Raw genomic sequence first — 15,943 nt, 5'->3', positions numbered from 1 at the left:
AGGGTGGTAAAATGAAGTCGACCGCACCTGTCATTTACTTTTGTCTTGTTACCGCCCTCGCGTGCGTCCAGATTTTTATGGGCGCGAATATTTTTGTGATTTTATCACTTTACCTTATATCCATTTGCGGCTGCTTTTCCTTGTCAATTCGAGATCATCGTGCGGGTGATATTCTATATTTCTTGTTTATTTTATATTATGGAACGTTTGCTTTGGTAATTAAAACCGCTCTTTTGCAGCCGGTCGATGAAAATCTAGATGTCCCAGATTTGGCATCCGTTGTTATTCTGGCCGGATTTATGTCTATAACTGTTGCATATGTCGTTTCGCGTAATATTGGTTTCAGGTTTAAATTTTCAAGGGAAATGTCATCTTATCTATCGGACGATGCCATACTTGGTAAATGCGTTTCGATTTTTTTTCCAATTGGGATTGCGTTTGATACGTTGCATGTTTTTCTTCGGCCTGTGGCGACGCAAGTGGCCGTTGATAGCGGTGAAGGAATTGGATTTTTTGGCACGTTTTATTTCATAACGATATTTGCGGTGGTCTGCGAAGCGTCGCTAGCGTTTTCTGACCGACACGGTAGTCGGCGCGGTATTGCTCGTTTGGGCGGAATGCTTTTGATAATCATGTTTGTGTCATTGGCGGGAAATGTAAAACAGTCTTTTATTGCGAGTATATCGGCTGCGTTCGTTGTGTTCCTGATGAACAAATCCAGGATCAATATTATCCGTGAAGCTGTACTTGGTGGTGCGTTGACTTTCATTTTGATGTTTTATGTTTCCCCTGCAATTCACATTACACGCGGTCAGGCGAAAGAATTGCCGATCTTGGAGCGTTTGGATCTGGCGTATGAGGTAATGGAGCGGGCATCATTCGATCCTTTCGAATTGCAGGCGCAGTCGGAGGCTGTCCTGGCGGGTTATGGTGCTTCGAGTGATCCGAGGCTAAACTATTTTTTTCCATTTATGCTCAACATTGACCGTCTGTGCTTGATCCACCCTATTAACCTTGTGGTGAGTGGTTCGGAAACCGTAGGGGAAATGGGGTTTGATGCATTAAATGTGTGGTCCAGCGTCTTGCCATCTTTCTTGGTGACCAAGAGTGCTGCCGCTTCCGTTGATGAGATTGCCTGGTTTTACAATTTCCGTGCCCGTGGGATTGTTGCTCGGCCGGTAGTTGGCTTGGTTGCGAGTTCTTTCGCGGTCGGTGGTGGCTTGGGCGTGCTTTTTTTGCCCGGCATCGCTGTTTTGATTCTTTTTGTAATTCTCAATGGCCTGTCTGGTCCATTGTTCGGAAATCCTTTCGGGCTCTTTATAGGGACGTCTTTTCTTATTATCGTAGAGGCTGATTTATCGGGCGTATTTATTTATATTTTTCGTAACCTACTGTTTATCGTGGCGTTTGCTGTCGTTGTGAAGGTCGCGCTCGATGCCATGGGAATTGCCAAGCCTCCGCAAGAGGGGGCGCAATCCCAATGACAAGAAAGTCCGTCGCGCTTTTTCCTCGCTTGAGCCTGCAACGGTTCTGGGCGGAGCTTGATTCATGAAGCTGCAACGCAGAGAAATTCTGGAGCTGCTATCGGGCTCTCTGCTGGGAGGTCTCTTTGGCCTGACCATCGATCCTGCAGCAGCAGAGCCTGGCTACAGCGTTGACAAGCGGATGGCGCCGACGCGGTGGGACGAAGTTGCCGGGCTCCTTGTTCGGCACGGTGGAGGACCTGGCTACGCTACGTTGACAACGGAGGCAATGCAGGTTCACCCGACGCGCGACAGCATGGACTACGCCGTTGCGTTGGCAGATTACGGCCAGCCGGAGGCAAGGCATCGCATCGCCCGGATCATCGAGCGTATGGCGCAGCTACAAGATGTAGATCAGGCTAGCCCGACCTATGGGACGTGGCCATGGTTTGCGGAAGAGCCGCTTTCTGCAATGCGCCCACCCGATCTCAACTGGGCGAACTTCATAGGTGCCAGATACTGCGAGATGCTCTGGAACCATTCCGAGCTGCTGGATGCCGAAGCGACCGAGCGTGCACGATCTGCCTTGAACCATGCTTGCGGTTGCATCATGCGCCGCAATGTCGGTCTCGATGCGACCAATGTGGTGTCGATGGCCATTCGCGTGACCGCCATGAGCGGCCGTCTTTTGGGCCGGCCCGATTTGTCCGCATACGGTGCAAATCTGCTTGATCGGTTCTTTCGATACACGCGTGATCAGGGTGGATTTGTTGAATATAATAGCCCGACCTACACGCTCACCGCATTGAGTGAGTTCGAAAGTTCGATTCATTATCTTGGCGATCAGGCGCCCTTCCAGTCGCTGCGCTCTCTTTGGCGATCGGCTTGGGAGGTCGTCGCGTTCCATTTCCATCCCGCGACTGGGCAATGGGCTGGTCCGCATAGCCGGTATTATGCAGACCTGCTGACGCCGCTTTTATGGTCGCAGGTGGCTGTTCGGTTGGGTCGGGAGGTCGTCGATCGCAATCTTCCCTTGCAGCCGCCGAGCTGGAACATGCTTCCCTGTCCGGAGGATTTGCAGGTCTATTTCACGGACCGGAACCCGCTGCCTCGGAACGTTCGGGAGCGTGTGCGGAGCTTTCCCGAATCCGGCGAGGAGTTATGGAGTACCACGTGGCTCGAACAGGACGTTTGCTTGGGGAGCGCGTCAATCGGAAATTGCTGGGTCCAGGCTCGTCCCCTGATCGGCTATTGGAAGGCCTTGCCCAAGCCGGCCGTGTTCCGCGCGCGTGTGATGAAGGACGGATATGATTTCGCGTCTTTCGGCATAAGGGCGCAGCAGAAGGAACGCAGCGTTCTCATCGCCTGCTATCCCGTCATCAACAGTGGTGACAGGCACGTATCCGCCGACCGCTCGCGATCCGGCTATCCGGGAAAGTCCCTCGTTTTTCGCGTGTCCGTTGAAGGCGCGGGTGCCCATGCCGAGCAGCTCGATGCCGGTGTCTTCGTCCTCGCGTGCCAGAACTGGAAGGCCGTGGTGCGCGGCGGCCCCTGCATGTTCGACGGCGTGGACATGTCGGGTCGCTGGACCGTGCGGACCGAGGCAGGGCTGGCCGCGGCGGAATTGGCGATTCCGCTCAACGGCCACATCTCTCCCGAGCGGTTGGGTTCAACCCTCCTGACTGCGAGCGTGACGCTGGGTCCGGTAGACGAAAACATCGCGGTGGCGGACATCGAGGCCGCCCAGGCCTCGGAGCGAGACTTGGTTTCCACCGGGATGGGCGCGAGCGTGAAAACCCTCAGGTGGGGCGACCTGCGGCTGTCGACGCCGGCCGGACCAGCGTGGCGTTGAAGGGATTCCATGGTGCCGCAGATGGTACGTCGCAAGGGCGCAGGGCCCACATTTGGAACAGGATGTTGCCAGCCGAGCGGTCTGGTCACTTCGAGGGGGCGAGATGTCCATTATTGATTCTTTCCCGCGCGTGCGTGTCCTGTGCCTCGGCGATGTGATGCTCGACCGCTTTGTGACGGGATCGGCCCGTCGCATCTCGCCGGAGAGCCCCGTCCCGGTCCTCTCCGTGACCGGTTCGACCACCATCGCGGGCGGCTCCGCCAACGTGGCACGCAACATTGCCTCGCTCGGGGGGCAGTGCACGCTCATCGGCGTCACGGGCGCGGATGCGGGCGGTGCCGAGTTGCGTCGGATCGTCGATGAGACTCCCGGGGTCGTGTCCATGTTCCTGGCCTCGCCGTCCCGCCCCACGACGGAAAAAGTGCGCTTCGTCGCCCAAGGCCAGCACATGCTGCGCTCGGATAGTGAGGACAGCTCTCCTGTGGCGGAGGAGATCGAGGACGCGATCATCGCGCAGGTCGTGGCCGCGCTGCCGGAGCACGACGTGCTGGTGCTGTCGGACTACGCCAAGGGGGTGCTGACGCCCCGGGTGATTCAGCGGGCCGTGGAAGTCGCGACCCGCCGTGGGGCGCCCATCATCGTTGATCCGAAGACTTCAAACCTCTCGCGCTACGATGGCGCCACGCTCGTCACGCCCAATCTGCATGAAGTCTGGATGGCCACCGGCATTCAGGGTGATGACGACGCATCCGCTGTCGCCGCCGGCCGTAAGGTGCTGGCCGATACCAACATCGGCGCCGTGCTTGTCACGCGTTCGGAGAAGGGGATGACTCTTGTCCAGAGGACGGGTGAACCAGTGCATATCCCGACGGCGGCGCGCGAAGTGGCCGACGTGGTCGGTGCTGGCGATACGGTTATCGCTGCCCTTTCCCTTGTTATCGGCGCTGGCGGTCCACTGGAGGAGGCGGCCTTTATCGCCAATGCGGCGGCGGGGGTGGTGGTGGCCAAGCGCGGCACCGCTACAGTCTCGCGCGCCGAGCTAATCGTAGAGCTCGACAGGCAAAGCCCGTCCGAAGGGCCACCCTCTTTGGTAAAGGTGGTGTCGCGCAAGGACGCGGCTGCGCAGGTTGCGGCCTGGCAACGGCACGGACTTGCCGTGGGCTTCACCAATGGCTGTTTCGATGTGCTGCATGTCGGCCATGTGGGCATCCTCGAGTTTTCGCGAGCGAACTGCGATCGCCTCGTCGTGGCGGTGAACGCCGATTCCTCCGTTAAACGCCTCAAGGGGCCGACGCGGCCGGTGAACAGCGAGACCGACCGCGCGCAGGTGATCGCTGCCCTTGGGTCTGTCGATCTGGTGGTGGTGTTCGAGGAGGACACGCCCAAGGAATTGATTGAAGAGCTGAAGCCCGACGTACTGGTGAAGGGGGCCGACTACCAGGTCTCCGAAATCGTGGGTGCCGACAGCGTGCTGGCGCGCGGCGGACGGGTGCTACGGTTCGAGCTGGTGCCTGGGCGCAGTACGACAAACACGATACGCCGCATGAGGGAGGGGGCTGAGTCCGAAGCGACCGCTCCCGCCGTCTGAGAAGCCTCTCGCGCCGCCCCTTTCTACCCTGCTCTCCCAAGCGCGCTCCAGCTGAATGGCCTCTGCTTTCGGACGCGCTCCGCCCCGCCCTGGGATTCTGTTCTGATGAAGCGCCTACTCATCTATCGCCTGGGCAGCCTCGGCGACACCATCATCGCCGTGCCGTTTTTCCGACGGATCGCCGAGCTTTATCCGGAGCACGAGCGCATCGTGCTTACCAACATTCCCATTTCCTCGAAGGCTGCGCCTTTGCTCACAGTGCTCGGAACCTCGCTGGTTCACCGGGCCATTTCCTATCCCGTCGGCACGCGCAGTCCCGCCGCGCTGTGGGATCTGCGGCGCCGGCTGTTGGAGCTTGAAACAGACACCATGATCTACCTGATGCCCTCCCGCGGCCTTGCAGGGGTGTATCGGGACGTTGCCTATTTCCGGCTGTGCGGCTTCAGAAATTTGCACGGCGTCCCGTGGACTCGCGATCTCGACACCTGTCGCGTCGTGCAGGGCTCGGGGGAGGAGGAGCCGGAATGCGAGCGCCTGGCCCGTGCGCTCAGCTGCCTCGGCCCCATCGACCTGCACGATCAGGCCAATTGGGATCTCTCGCTTGATGCTGCGGAGATCGCTGCCGGCAGTCAGGCCGTGGCCGGGCTCGGTGGGGCGCCGGTCATCGCTATCAACATGGGCGGCAAGGCGGCGCAGAAGGATTGGGGCATCGATAACTGGCGCCGGCTTCTGACGGCGATCGGCAGAAGCCGGCCGGACCATGGCCTGCTCGTGGTCGGCGCGCGCGAGGATGCCGAGCGGGTACAGACGGTGCGCGATGCCTGGCCTGGTCCGGTCTCCAACCAATGCGGCACGCTCTCGCCGCGTGAATCGGCGGCGGCCATCAAGGGCTCGCGAGTGTTCATCGGGCACGATTCCGGTCCGCTGCATCTCGCCTCGGCGGTGCGTGTGCCGTGCGTCGGTTTGTTCGGAGACTTCAATCGGCCGCGAAAGTGGCATCCCTACGTGGGTGATAACCGGACATTGCATGACATGCGCGGCGTCCGGGCCATCGCCGTGGAGCAGGTCGTGTCCGCAGTTGCCGAGCTGCTCGGTTGACGGAAGGATCGCGCGCTGTGATCGGGACCATTATCCTGCAACCGCCGACCGGCAGAGAAGGTGCATGCTGACATGAGCCGCCTTCTCGCCTTCCGCAGGGTGGGCTTCACCTTCACCGCGCAGATCTACAACCAGATCGTCATCATCGCAGTGCAATTGTTGCAGGTGCCGTTCCTGCTCTCCGCCTGGGGGGCGGATCGCTACGGCGGGTGGCTCGTGCTCTATGCGGTGCCGAGCTATCTCACGCTGAGCGACTTCGGCTTCACCCTGGTGGCAAAGAACAGCATGGTGATGCATGCTGCGTCATCCGATCACGCCGGTGTCTTGCGGGTTTATCACAGCGTCTTCGCCCTGCTGCTGGTGGCTGCGGCGGTTATCCTTGCCGCCTGCGGCCTCGGCATCGAGGCCGTCACGCTGACGCAGGCTTTCGCTCTTGGTCCGCTCACCGAGACCGCTGCCAAGCTCACCATTCTTTTCCTGGTGGGCAGCGTGGTGGTGAACCAGTTCCTCCTTCTACTGTGCGCCGGGGTGCGCGCCGCCGGCCGGCCGGCGGCCGAAGTGACCTGGGGTGCGACGTCGCGCCTGCTGGAGGGCATCGCCACGGTAGCCGTTGCCCTGCTCACCACGCGGGTCGAGCTGGCGGCGCTGGCCGTGCTGGTGATGCGTGTCGCCTGCACGCTCGGCCTGTGGATCTGGCTGAGAAGCGTGGCGCCGGACATTCCACTCGGGCTCAAGGGCGCTCGGCTCGCCGAGATCCGCCGCATGGCCAATCCCTCTTTCAGCTACATGCTGCTCGGGCTCGCGCAGGCTCTGGCGATCCAGGGACCGATCGTGCTGCTGGGTGCGGTCGCGACCGCGCAGGAGACCGTACTGTTCTCCACCTCCCGGACCCTGGCGCGCATGGGGACGTCCGCCGCCAACCTCATCAATTACTCCTTTGCGCCCGAATATTCCCGGTTGCATGGGCAGGGAAACACCAGCGCCTTCGCCAGGCTGAAGCGCATCCATGTGCTGATCGGTATTGCGGGCATCGTCGCCTACTGCCTCGGCCTGTGGGCGCTCGGTCCCTACGTCATGGAATTGTGGACGCATGGCCACGTGGCGGTGGTCTACCCGTTCTTCGCCCTGCTCAACGCTGCGGTGGCGGCGGAGATGTGGTGGGGATGCCTGTTCACACCAATCGCCGCCATCAACCGGCATGTGCGCTTGTCCTATCTTTTCGTGGGGCTGACTGCCTTGTGCGCAGTGCTCGCTTACAGCTGGGCGCTGTCGGAAGGGGCCACCGGCATCGCGGCGGCACTCCTGCTGCTCCATGGTGGCATGTCCGTGCTTGTCCTGATGCTCGGGCGGTGAACCGGCTTATGGCGACGACAGCCGCATGCTCAGTTACTATAAGCTCCACGATGGGGTCATTTGAATGTATATTGTCGCAAATCTACTTTGCGATGCCTGACATTCTCTTTGGCGCCCCAACGCGCATGGGAACTCACTTCATGTTTCAATCTTCGGGGTTCCAATGCGGTTGCGACTAAGGGTCATTGCCAGCGTGGATCCACGGCACGGAGGCCCCATCGAGGGCATCCGTCAGCAGGCTCCGTTCCACGCATCCGCGGGCGTTGAGGAGCACGTGGTGTGTCTCGATCCGCCGGATGCGCCGTGGGTGAAGGATTTTCCGCTGAAGGTCTTCGCGTGCGGCGAGCCGATGGACAAGACCTCTGGTGGCGTGAGGCGTCCTTGGCATCGCTACGGCTATTGCCCGGCCTTCATCCCTTGGCTGAAGGCCCATACGCACGACTATGATGTGGTAACGGTCCATGGGCTCTGGAACTTCTCGACTGTGGGGGCGCGTGCCGCGCTTGTGGGCGCGGACGTGCCCTATCTCGTGATGAGCCACGGCATGCTGGACCCCTGGTTCAAACGGAACTTCCCCCTCAAGGGCGCGATGAAGCAGGCGCTCTGGTGGTTCAACGAAGGCCCGCTCGTGAACAATGCGCGGGCCGTGCTCTTCACCAGCGAGGAGGAGCGCATTCTCGCCCGTCAGTCCTTCACGCCCTATCGGGCGAAGGAGCGGGTGGTGGCCTACGGTACCTCCGATCCCGGCCCGCTGCGCCCCGGGCAGACCGAGGCGTTTCGCGCGCTGGTGCCCAACCTTCGGCGCCCCTATCTGCTCTATCTCAGCCGCATCCATCCCAAGAAGGGCTGCGATCTGCTCATCGATGCCTTTGCCGAAATCGCGAGCGACGGGGGCGATGTCGATCTGGTCATGGCCGGCCCGGTCTCGGACGACTATCTTGCCGAACTGAAGGCTCAGGCCGAGCGGCGCGGCATCGCCGACCGTATCCACTGGCCGGGCATGCTGCGGGGCGATGCCAAGTGGGGCGGGTTCCACGGCTGCGAGGCCTTCGTCCTGCCTTCACACCAGGAGAACTTCGGGATTGTGGTGGCCGAAGCGATGGCCTGCGCCAAGCCGGTCTTCATCACCAACAAGGTCAATATCTGGCGTGAGGTGACCGCAGGCGGCGGCTTCGCGGATGAGGACGACCGGCCGGGCGTTGTCCGCCTGCTGCGCCGCTTTGCCGCTCTCAGCATCGACGAACGCCAGGTGATCGGTGAACGGGCGCGCGCGATATTCCTGTCCTCGTTCGAGGTCAGCCGCGCCGCCGAGGATCTCAACGACGCATGCCGTGACGCCATGGCCGGCCGAACTTAGGATGCGATACCCATGTATGTGATTACCGGCGGGACGGGCTTCATCGGCTCGAACATCGCGGCGGCGCTCGATGCCGCAGGCGAGGAAATCGTGATCGTCGATACCCTCGGCACGAATGACATCAAATGGCGCAACATCGCCAAGCGCCGGCTGCTGGATCTGGTGCGCCCGGAGGCGTGCGATGCGTTCCTGAAGGCCAACGCCTCCAAGATCGCCGGCATCGTCCACATGGGTGCCATCTCCACGACCACCGAGACGGATGTGGACCTGATCGTCCACAACAACGTGCGTCTGTCCATCGACCTGTGGACGTTCGCGACCGCCAACCAGATCCCGCTGGTCTATGCCTCATCGGCGGCCACCTACGGCGATGGCGATCAGGGCTTTCTGGACCGCGACGACGAGGCCTATCTGTCCGACCTGAGGCCGCTCAATCCCTACGGCTGGAGCAAGAACGTCTTCGATCGCTTTGTCGTTGACCGGGTGAAGCGCGGGGAGCCGACGCCGCCCCTGTGGGCGGGGCTCAAGTTCTTCAACGTCTATGGACCGAATGAGTACCACAAGGGCGGCCAGCGCTCGGTGGCGGTCCAGCTGTTCGAGCAGATCCGCGACAAGGGCTTCGTCCGCCTGTTCCGCTCCGACAATCCCGACTATGCTGACGGTGAGCAATTGCGGGATTTCGTGTGGGTCGACGACTGCGTTGATGTCGCGCTATGGGCGCTGAAGACCCAAGGCGTGAAGTCCGGCCTCTACAATGTCGGGTCGGGATCCGCCCGCTCGTTCCTAGACAAGGCCAAGATCGTATTTTCGGCCATGGGCGTCGAGGAACGTGTCGAGTTCATCGATCTTCCGCAGAGCCTCAAGGGCAAGTACCAGTATTACACCTGCGCGGCGCTCGATAAGCTCGCGGCGGCCGGCTATAACCGGCCGACCACGGGCCTGGAAGAGGGGCTGACCCGCTACGTCAAGGACTATCTCTCCTCCGCCGATCAATTCCGGTGAGACGGGCGTCAGGGATGAGGGGTGAGGCCAAGCTATGAGCGATAGAGATATTCTTGATGCGAGCCGGGTGGATACTTGGCGTGGCGGGTCCAGCTTCACCCTGGCGAACCTTCTTCACCGCACGGCATTTCGCATCACGTGGCTGCTGCTGGCGCGGTGGACCCTGCCGAAGTGGCACGGGTGGAGGCGCATGATCCTGCGCGGGTTCGGCGCGACGATCGCCCCCACGGCCGGGATCTATCCGAGCGCGCGAATCTGGTCTCCGGCCAATCTCGAGGTGGGTGACTACGCCTTCATCGGGCCTGATGTGACGGTCTATTCCATGGGCCGCATCGTGCTCGAGCCCTATGCCCTGGTCTCGCAGGGCGCCTACATCTGCGCCGGCACGCATGACATCGAGGACGTCAATTTCCAGCTGCGCTCGGCGCCGATCAGGATCGAGGCCCGGGCTTGGGTGGCAGCGCAGGCTTTCGTGGGACCGGGCGTGACGGTGGGACGGGGTGCGGTGCTGGGGGCGAGGTCTTGCGCCTTCAAGAATCTCGAACCCTGGACGGTCTACGTGGGCAATCCGGCCAAGGCGATCAAGCCCCGGAACGTTCGCTTCCCCGATTGTCCCAACTAGGGCGCGGCAGAAATGTTCGTCTCTCTCGGCCAATTGTCGGGCCTTCCGCCGCACGACGTCTGCGTCGTCGGCAGCGGCCCCGTGGGCATTGCCGTGGCGCTGGCGTGTGAGGAGGCTGGCCTGAGCGTTCTGCTCCTGGAGGCGGGCCAGGAGCAGCCCGACGCTTTCGCGGCGGGCCTCGGTGCCGGCCACAAGGTCGATGAGCAGCGTCACGCGCCGACGGACATCGCCATGTGCCGCGCCTTGGGGGGCACATCGCGCTGGTGGGGCGGGCGATGCGTCCCATTCGATGACATCGACTTTGCCCATCGGCCGTCCGTGCCGGATGCGGTCTGGCCCATTCCCCACGCCGAAATCGAGACCTATTACGCGCGGGCCTCCGCCTATTTCGGGATCGGGCCGGCGCGCTTCACCGCGCTTTCCGCGGTCGGCTCGCTAGGAGACGTGGAGTTCCAGCGCCTGGAGCGATGGACGCCTCAGATCAACATGGGTGTCCTGCATCGCAGGCGCCTCGAAACGTCTCGTCGCATCACCGTGGTTCTCGGGGCCGCCGTCACCGCCGTGCATCTCGATGCCAATGAGCGGCGGGTCGAGTCTCTCACGGTTGGCGGCGCCTTGGGCTCCCTGCGGATCACGCCTCCGCTCACAGTGCTGGCCTGTGGCGGTCTGGAAACGGCGCGACTTCTCCTTGTGTCTCAGAGATCGCATCCGCGCGCCTTCGGGGGCGTTGGGGGGCCTCTGGGCCGGACCTACATGGGGCACATCTCCGGCAAGATTGCCGAGATCGTGCTGGCCGATCCAACCTCGGTCGCAGACCATGATTTCTTCCAAGATGAGGGCGCCTATGTTCGGCGGCGTATGAACCTGCCGGGCGAGACACAGATGCGGGAGGGGGTGCTGAACACCGCCTTCTGGATCGATAATCCGCCATTCCACCAGCACGAGCATGGCAATGGTGTGCTTTCGCTGGTTTGGTGTGCATTGGCCTTCGCCCCGGTTGGACGCCGGCTTGCTTCGGAGGGGGTCCGGGTTGCGCACGTCGGCGGCCAGCCGCGCCACTGGGGGCGCCACGTCCGGAACGTGCTGCGCTCACCATTCGGAACCTTGTCGGGCATCCTGAAAATCCTGCGAGCCCGTTTCCTCACCAAACCTCGTCAACCGGGCTTCATCGTCCGCAATAGGGCGGGTCGTTATTCGCTGCACTATCACGGGGAGCACGCGCCGCATTCTGCTTCGCGGGTGGTCCTTTCCGATCGCTTCGATGCTCTGGGCATGCCCTATCTGGACGTGGACCTGAGATTTGCGCACGGGGATGCGGAATCCGTCGTGCGCTCCCACGAGCTCATCGATGCAGCCTTGCAGCGTGGCGGGGTGGGGCAGCTGATCTACCGCCAGGCCGATCGAGAGGCACGTCTGGCGGCGGTGCTCGACCAGGCCGCGGATGGCTTCCATCAGGCGGGCACCACCCGCATGGCCGCGACGCCCTCCGACGGGGTGGTCGATGCCCAGTGCCGGGTTCATGGCGTCGAAAATCTGTTCGTGGCGGGAAGCTCGGTGCTGCCGTCGTCGGGACAGGCCAATCCCACGTTTGTTGCGGTGGCCCTCGGGCTGCGGCTTGCCGACCATCTGGCGGGGCTCAAGTGCGCGGGGGCGGATGTCGCCGCCGAGCCCAATTCATCTCTCCTTCATGAAGGGGCACGTGCTTGAGACAGGTTTTCGTCCCCGCCCTTCAGCGCGAGGTGTCTTGCATCGCCTTCGGCTGCGCTTCGCTTGGATCTCGCGTCTCGCAGGCAGACGGAGAGAGAGCCATCGCCCGCGCCTTGGATCGCGGCGTGACATGGTTTGACGTGGCGCCGCCATATGGGGACGGTCATGCCGAGCAACTGTTGGGCAAGAGCCTGGGGGCGCGGCGGAAGGATGTGGTCATCTGCTCCAAGTTCGGCATTTCCCGCCCGAATGTGTCCTTCGCGGCGCAGGTGCTGCGGCCGCTGGCTCGACGCGCTGTGAGCCTGGTGCCAGGGCTGCGGCAGGTGGCGCGGCGCTCGCGCGGGACGGGCGAGAACAGGGGAATTGCGCCTTCGGAGATCGAGACGTGGCTGGACGAAAGCCTGCGCCAGCTCGGAACCGATTACTTGGACGTCTTTGCTTTCCATGATCCGTTGCCGACGAGCGTCGCGAGCGCCGAGACACAAGCCGCGCTTCAGGCATTGGTCACCAAGGGGAAGATCCGCGCGATCTCGGTCGCCGGTCCTGTTGCGGCGATCGGCGCCGCCGCCTCAGCGGGCCGGCAGCCGGATGTGGTTCAGTTCCCGGATTCGCCCTTTGATGGCGCCGCGGATGCGGTGCGACGGCTTCCTTGGGCACGAGAGCCTCTGCTCGCCACCCATGGCGTCATTGGCTCGGGCGCGCTTGAGCGGATCAGGGGGCTCGATCTCGCCAAGCGTACACGCTTGGAAGCCTTCGCCCGCCGATGGGGTATCGCGACCGATCGCTGGGAGCCGGAGAGCCTGATGCGGTACGCCTTCGCCAACAATCCGACCGGCGTTGTCCTGTCCTCCATGTTTGCGGAGCGCCACCTGGAAGCCAACCTGGCGGTCGCCGGATGGGCGCCTGACCAGCAATTTGCCAAGGAGTTCCAGGAGATCCTGGCCGGGGGGGAGAACGATGCTTGACCTGTCGGTCGTCATCCTCACGTACAACGAAGAGCGCCACATCGTCCGCGCGCTTGAATCCATACGTGGGATCGCCAAGGAAATCTTTGTCATCGACAGCTTTTCCAACGATCGAACCGTCGAACTCGCGGAAGCCGGCGGCGCAATGGTTCTAAAGAACAAGTTCGTCAATCAGGCACAGCAGTTCGAGTGGGGAGTCCAGAACGCGCCGATCACCGGTTCCTGGATCATGCGTCTCGATGCCGACGAGGTGATCGAGCCCGATCTCGCGGCGGAAATCGAGGCGAAGCTGCCGACGCTGGGCACCGATGTGGTTGGCATTAACCTGAAGCGCAAGCACATTTTCATGGATCGCTGGATTCGGCACGGTGGGCGCTATCCGCTCATCCTCCTGCGCATTTGGCGGCGCGGTCACGGGCGGGTCGAGAACCGGTGGATGGACGAGCATATCATCACGTGGGGCGGACGAACCGTGACGTTCGACGGCGGTTTTTCAGACCACAATATCAATGATCTCACCTTCTTCACGGACAAGCACAATAAATACGCTACACGCGAAGCTATAGATGTGTTGAATCGAAAGTACCGCCTCTTTCCGATGGACGAGGAAATCCCAGGCGGTTCTGCGTCTTTCCAGGCTTCGATAAAGCGTTGGATTAAGGAGGGGGTTTATAACAAATTACCTTTGTGGGTGGGGCCTGCAGGGTTTTTTATTTATAGATACATATTAAAGCTTGGATTTTTTGATGGGCAACCTGGTTTGATCTACCACTTCCTGCAGGGAGGCTGGTATCGATTTCTGGTCGGATCAAAAGTCGTGGAGTATGAGCGCGAGCTTGTCGGGTGCGCCAACAGAGAGGAACGCCTCGAAAAGCTCGAGAAGCTCACGGGCTATCGCCTTCGCAGCTAAAGCTAACGACAGGATCAGATGAGATCGGGCGCCCATAATTCGGATGAAGTGACATAGATTGGCCGCCCTTGGGACTGGTCTCGTCCCAGCCCCGATCAGGCCTTGCGACCGGTCGTCGCGCCAGCGAACCCGACCGCGGACAGCCCCAGGGCGATCAACGCGTTCCAGCCCGCCATGGACAGGCCGAACATCCGCCACGCCGCTTCGTCGCAGCGGGGCACGCGGGCGCCCTTGAGGGCGGAGAGCACATTGCTCGTTGCCACGGGTGCGCCGGTGCAGGCCGTGGGACCGGTCCAGAACTGCCATTCGATGCCGGCGTGGTAGATCGCAAGGCCAGCGTTCGCGAGCATAGCGACGCCCAGCAGGGCGAGCAGGACCCGCGCCGGTCCGGACCGGCCGCTCCGGGAGAGAAAGAAGGCGATCAGTCCCAAGGGGATGGCGGCGTAATAGGCGATGCGCTGGTCGAGGCAAAGGGGGCAGGGCGCCAGCCCCACGACCAGCTGGAAATACCAGGCAGCGCTGAGGGCCATGACAGAGCCTGCCACCAGCAGCAGGGACGCGGTTTCCTTCGTGGTCGGATACAAGGCAAGCTCCGTTCGCGGTCGACGGCCAAGCCCCGCGATAGCTTGGCCGAGGCGTCATTGTCCATGCGCGGGGCGTTGATTGACGCTCATGTGACCTGAAGTGACGCAGGGGCCGATGGTGCGCCCCTACCTTGGAAATGTTCTTACTCAGGCCCGCCCGTATGGCGCTGCTGTGCAGCATGGGGTATAAATTTGCTAGTCGTCTTCGGAGGCATTCGCATTGCGTTTCCCTCGGCGGCGCATATTTTGGTTTTAGCTACGAAGATTGCAGCCGAAATGACCGAGATGCCCCGCGCCCGTACCACCTTCAGCACCTCCTTCTCCCAGGGCGGTGACATGCAGGTCGAACCGATCCTTCCCGTCGCCCAGCTGCGGGATGTGAACACGACGCGTCGCACCGGCTGCCCGTTCCATGACGTTCGCGAGATGCTGAAGGAAGTTGGCCTGCGGCCCACCCGCCAGCGTCTGGCCCTCGGCTGGCTGCTGTTCGCCAAGGGCGACCGGCATGTGACGGCGGAAATCCTGCACGAGGAAGCCATCAAGGCGCGCTTCCCGGTGTCGCTCGCCACCGTCTACAACACGCTGCACCAGTTCACGGAAGTGAGCCTCCTGCGCGAGGTTGCGGTGGATGGCTCGAAGACCTATTTCGACACCAACGCCTCCGACCACCACCATTTCTTCGTCGAAGGCCAGAACGATCTGGTGGACATTCCGGCTGCGGACGTGGCTGTGAACCTGCTGCCTGAGCCGCCGGAAGGCTATGAGGTCGCCCGCGTGGACGTGGTCGTCCGCCTGCGGCGCAAGGGCGCGAATCGCGGCTGATTCGGATTTCGCATCAGAGTTTCAGGCCGGGCATGTCCCGGCCTTTTTTTGTGTCCGGACGCCGGCTCAGATGGTGCGCAGCGGCTTTTCGAGCACGGCCAGGACGCGGGGCAGTTCGTGGCCGCGCTTCAGGATGAGGCCGGTCTGCGAGACGACGCTATAGATGCCCTGCTTCCGGGCGAGGCGGGGGTCCTTCTCTATGCGGTAGAGAGGGACGTCCATGGCGCGGCGATAGATGCAGAAGACGGCCTTGTCGCGTTGGAAATCAATGGCGTAGTCCCGCCATTCGCCCTGGGCGACCATGCGGCCGTAGAGGTCGAGGATCCGGTCCAGCTCGCGGCGGTCAAAGGTGACGCGAAGGGGGGCGGGGGTGGGCGTGGAGGGCTGGACCGGCGAGGCGCCGCGCCGCTGCAGGACTATGGGTTCGATGTCTCCCATCGGGCCTCCTTGTCCTTGTCTGGCGTCACTTTCCAGCGGGGCTGCCGGGGTTGGGACGCTTGCATTTCCACATGATCCCTCTGCCGGCGAGCCCTTTCAAGGCCAATCCGTAGCCGGCTGCTCCCGATCTCCGGATGGCATCTAGATACCTATCACGCCAACGTCAATGGAATCACAGTGTC

The 15,943-nt window shown here is 62.0% G+C and carries 14 protein-coding genes; 12 read left to right on the top strand and 2 right to left on the bottom strand.

Annotated elements, in window-relative coordinates; all coding sequences use genetic code 11:
- Positions 1–11 precede the first annotated feature (11 nt).
- The 11 genes from D7006_RS13385 (at position 12) to D7006_RS13335 (ending at position 13,917) form a co-directional block, all read left to right on the top strand.
- Entirely contained in the window at positions 12–1,484 is a 1,473-nt protein-coding gene (locus D7006_RS13385) for a hypothetical protein (RefSeq protein ID WP_237353336.1), read from the top strand.
- A 64-nt stretch (positions 1,485–1,548) separates the two neighbouring features.
- Positions 1,549–3,315 carry a hypothetical protein gene (locus D7006_RS13380; RefSeq protein ID WP_237353335.1) on the top strand — a complete coding sequence of 589 codons (1,767 nt, stop codon included), beginning with the start codon at positions 1,549–1,551 and terminating at the stop codon, positions 3,313–3,315.
- Between the two features lie 103 nt (positions 3,316–3,418).
- Positions 3,419–4,903, top strand: a complete 1,485-nt coding sequence (gene rfaE1, locus D7006_RS13375; protein WP_237353333.1) for a D-glycero-beta-D-manno-heptose-7-phosphate kinase — start codon at positions 3,419–3,421, stop codon at positions 4,901–4,903.
- 105 nt (positions 4,904–5,008) lie between these two features.
- Complete coding sequence (locus tag D7006_RS13370; protein ID WP_237353331.1) at positions 5,009–6,001, top strand: glycosyltransferase family 9 protein; 993 nt, start codon at positions 5,009–5,011, stop codon at positions 5,999–6,001.
- A 72-nt stretch (positions 6,002–6,073) separates the two neighbouring features.
- Positions 6,074–7,354, top strand: a complete 1,281-nt coding sequence (locus tag D7006_RS13365) for a lipopolysaccharide biosynthesis protein (protein WP_237353329.1) — start codon at positions 6,074–6,076, stop codon at positions 7,352–7,354.
- A 163-nt stretch (positions 7,355–7,517) separates the two neighbouring features.
- Complete coding sequence (locus D7006_RS13360) at positions 7,518–8,711, top strand: glycosyltransferase (protein WP_371744946.1); 1,194 nt, start codon at positions 7,518–7,520, stop codon at positions 8,709–8,711.
- A gap of 12 nt (positions 8,712–8,723) precedes the next feature.
- Complete coding sequence (gene rfaD / locus D7006_RS13355; protein ID WP_237353326.1) at positions 8,724–9,713, top strand: ADP-glyceromanno-heptose 6-epimerase; 990 nt, start codon at positions 8,724–8,726, stop codon at positions 9,711–9,713.
- 34 nt (positions 9,714–9,747) lie between these two features.
- Positions 9,748–10,335 carry a putative colanic acid biosynthesis acetyltransferase gene (locus D7006_RS13350; RefSeq protein WP_237353324.1) on the top strand — a complete coding sequence of 196 codons (588 nt, stop codon included), beginning with the start codon at positions 9,748–9,750 and terminating at the stop codon, positions 10,333–10,335.
- A gap of 12 nt (positions 10,336–10,347) precedes the next feature.
- Positions 10,348–12,042 carry a GMC oxidoreductase gene (locus D7006_RS13345; RefSeq protein ID WP_237353322.1) on the top strand — a complete coding sequence of 565 codons (1,695 nt, stop codon included), beginning with the start codon at positions 10,348–10,350 and terminating at the stop codon, positions 12,040–12,042.
- A gap of 32 nt (positions 12,043–12,074) precedes the next feature.
- On the top strand, positions 12,075–13,007 hold the full coding sequence (locus tag D7006_RS13340) for an aldo/keto reductase (RefSeq protein WP_237356912.1): 933 nt from the start codon (positions 12,075–12,077) through the stop codon (positions 13,005–13,007).
- Positions 13,000–13,917: a glycosyltransferase family 2 protein gene (locus D7006_RS13335; protein WP_237353320.1), complete on the top strand. Its 918-nt coding sequence runs from the start codon at positions 13,000–13,002 to the stop codon at positions 13,915–13,917. Before D7006_RS13340 ends, D7006_RS13335 begins: the two co-directional genes overlap by 8 nt.
- 95 nt (positions 13,918–14,012) lie before the next feature.
- Here D7006_RS13335 and D7006_RS13330 read toward each other — a convergent pair whose 3' ends face one another.
- Positions 14,013–14,501: a disulfide bond formation protein B gene (locus D7006_RS13330; RefSeq protein WP_371744945.1), complete on the bottom strand. Its 489-nt coding sequence runs from the start codon at positions 14,499–14,501 to the stop codon at positions 14,013–14,015.
- A gap of 336 nt (positions 14,502–14,837) precedes the next feature.
- Here D7006_RS13330 and irrA point away from each other — a divergent pair, with 336 nt between their 5' ends.
- A complete protein-coding gene (irrA, locus tag D7006_RS13325; protein ID WP_305852721.1) occupies positions 14,838–15,323 on the top strand; it encodes an iron response transcriptional regulator IrrA in 486 nt (161 codons plus the stop codon).
- Between the two features lie 66 nt (positions 15,324–15,389).
- On the opposite strand, the gene D7006_RS13320 is transcribed toward irrA, so the two are convergent.
- The gene (locus D7006_RS13320) at positions 15,390–15,761 is read right to left on the bottom strand and encodes a DUF2794 domain-containing protein (RefSeq protein ID WP_237353318.1); all 372 of its coding nucleotides are present in this window, start codon (positions 15,759–15,761) and stop codon (positions 15,390–15,392) included.
- Positions 15,762–15,943: the final 182 nt, after the last annotated feature.

It is taken from the genome of Xanthobacter sp. YC-JY1 (assembly GCF_021730305.1).
Taxonomy (GTDB): Bacteria; Pseudomonadota; Alphaproteobacteria; order Rhizobiales; family Xanthobacteraceae; genus Xanthobacter; species Xanthobacter flavus.
The sequence above is the reverse complement of the archived record's forward strand: the minus strand, read 5'-3'. Positions and strand labels throughout refer to the sequence as shown.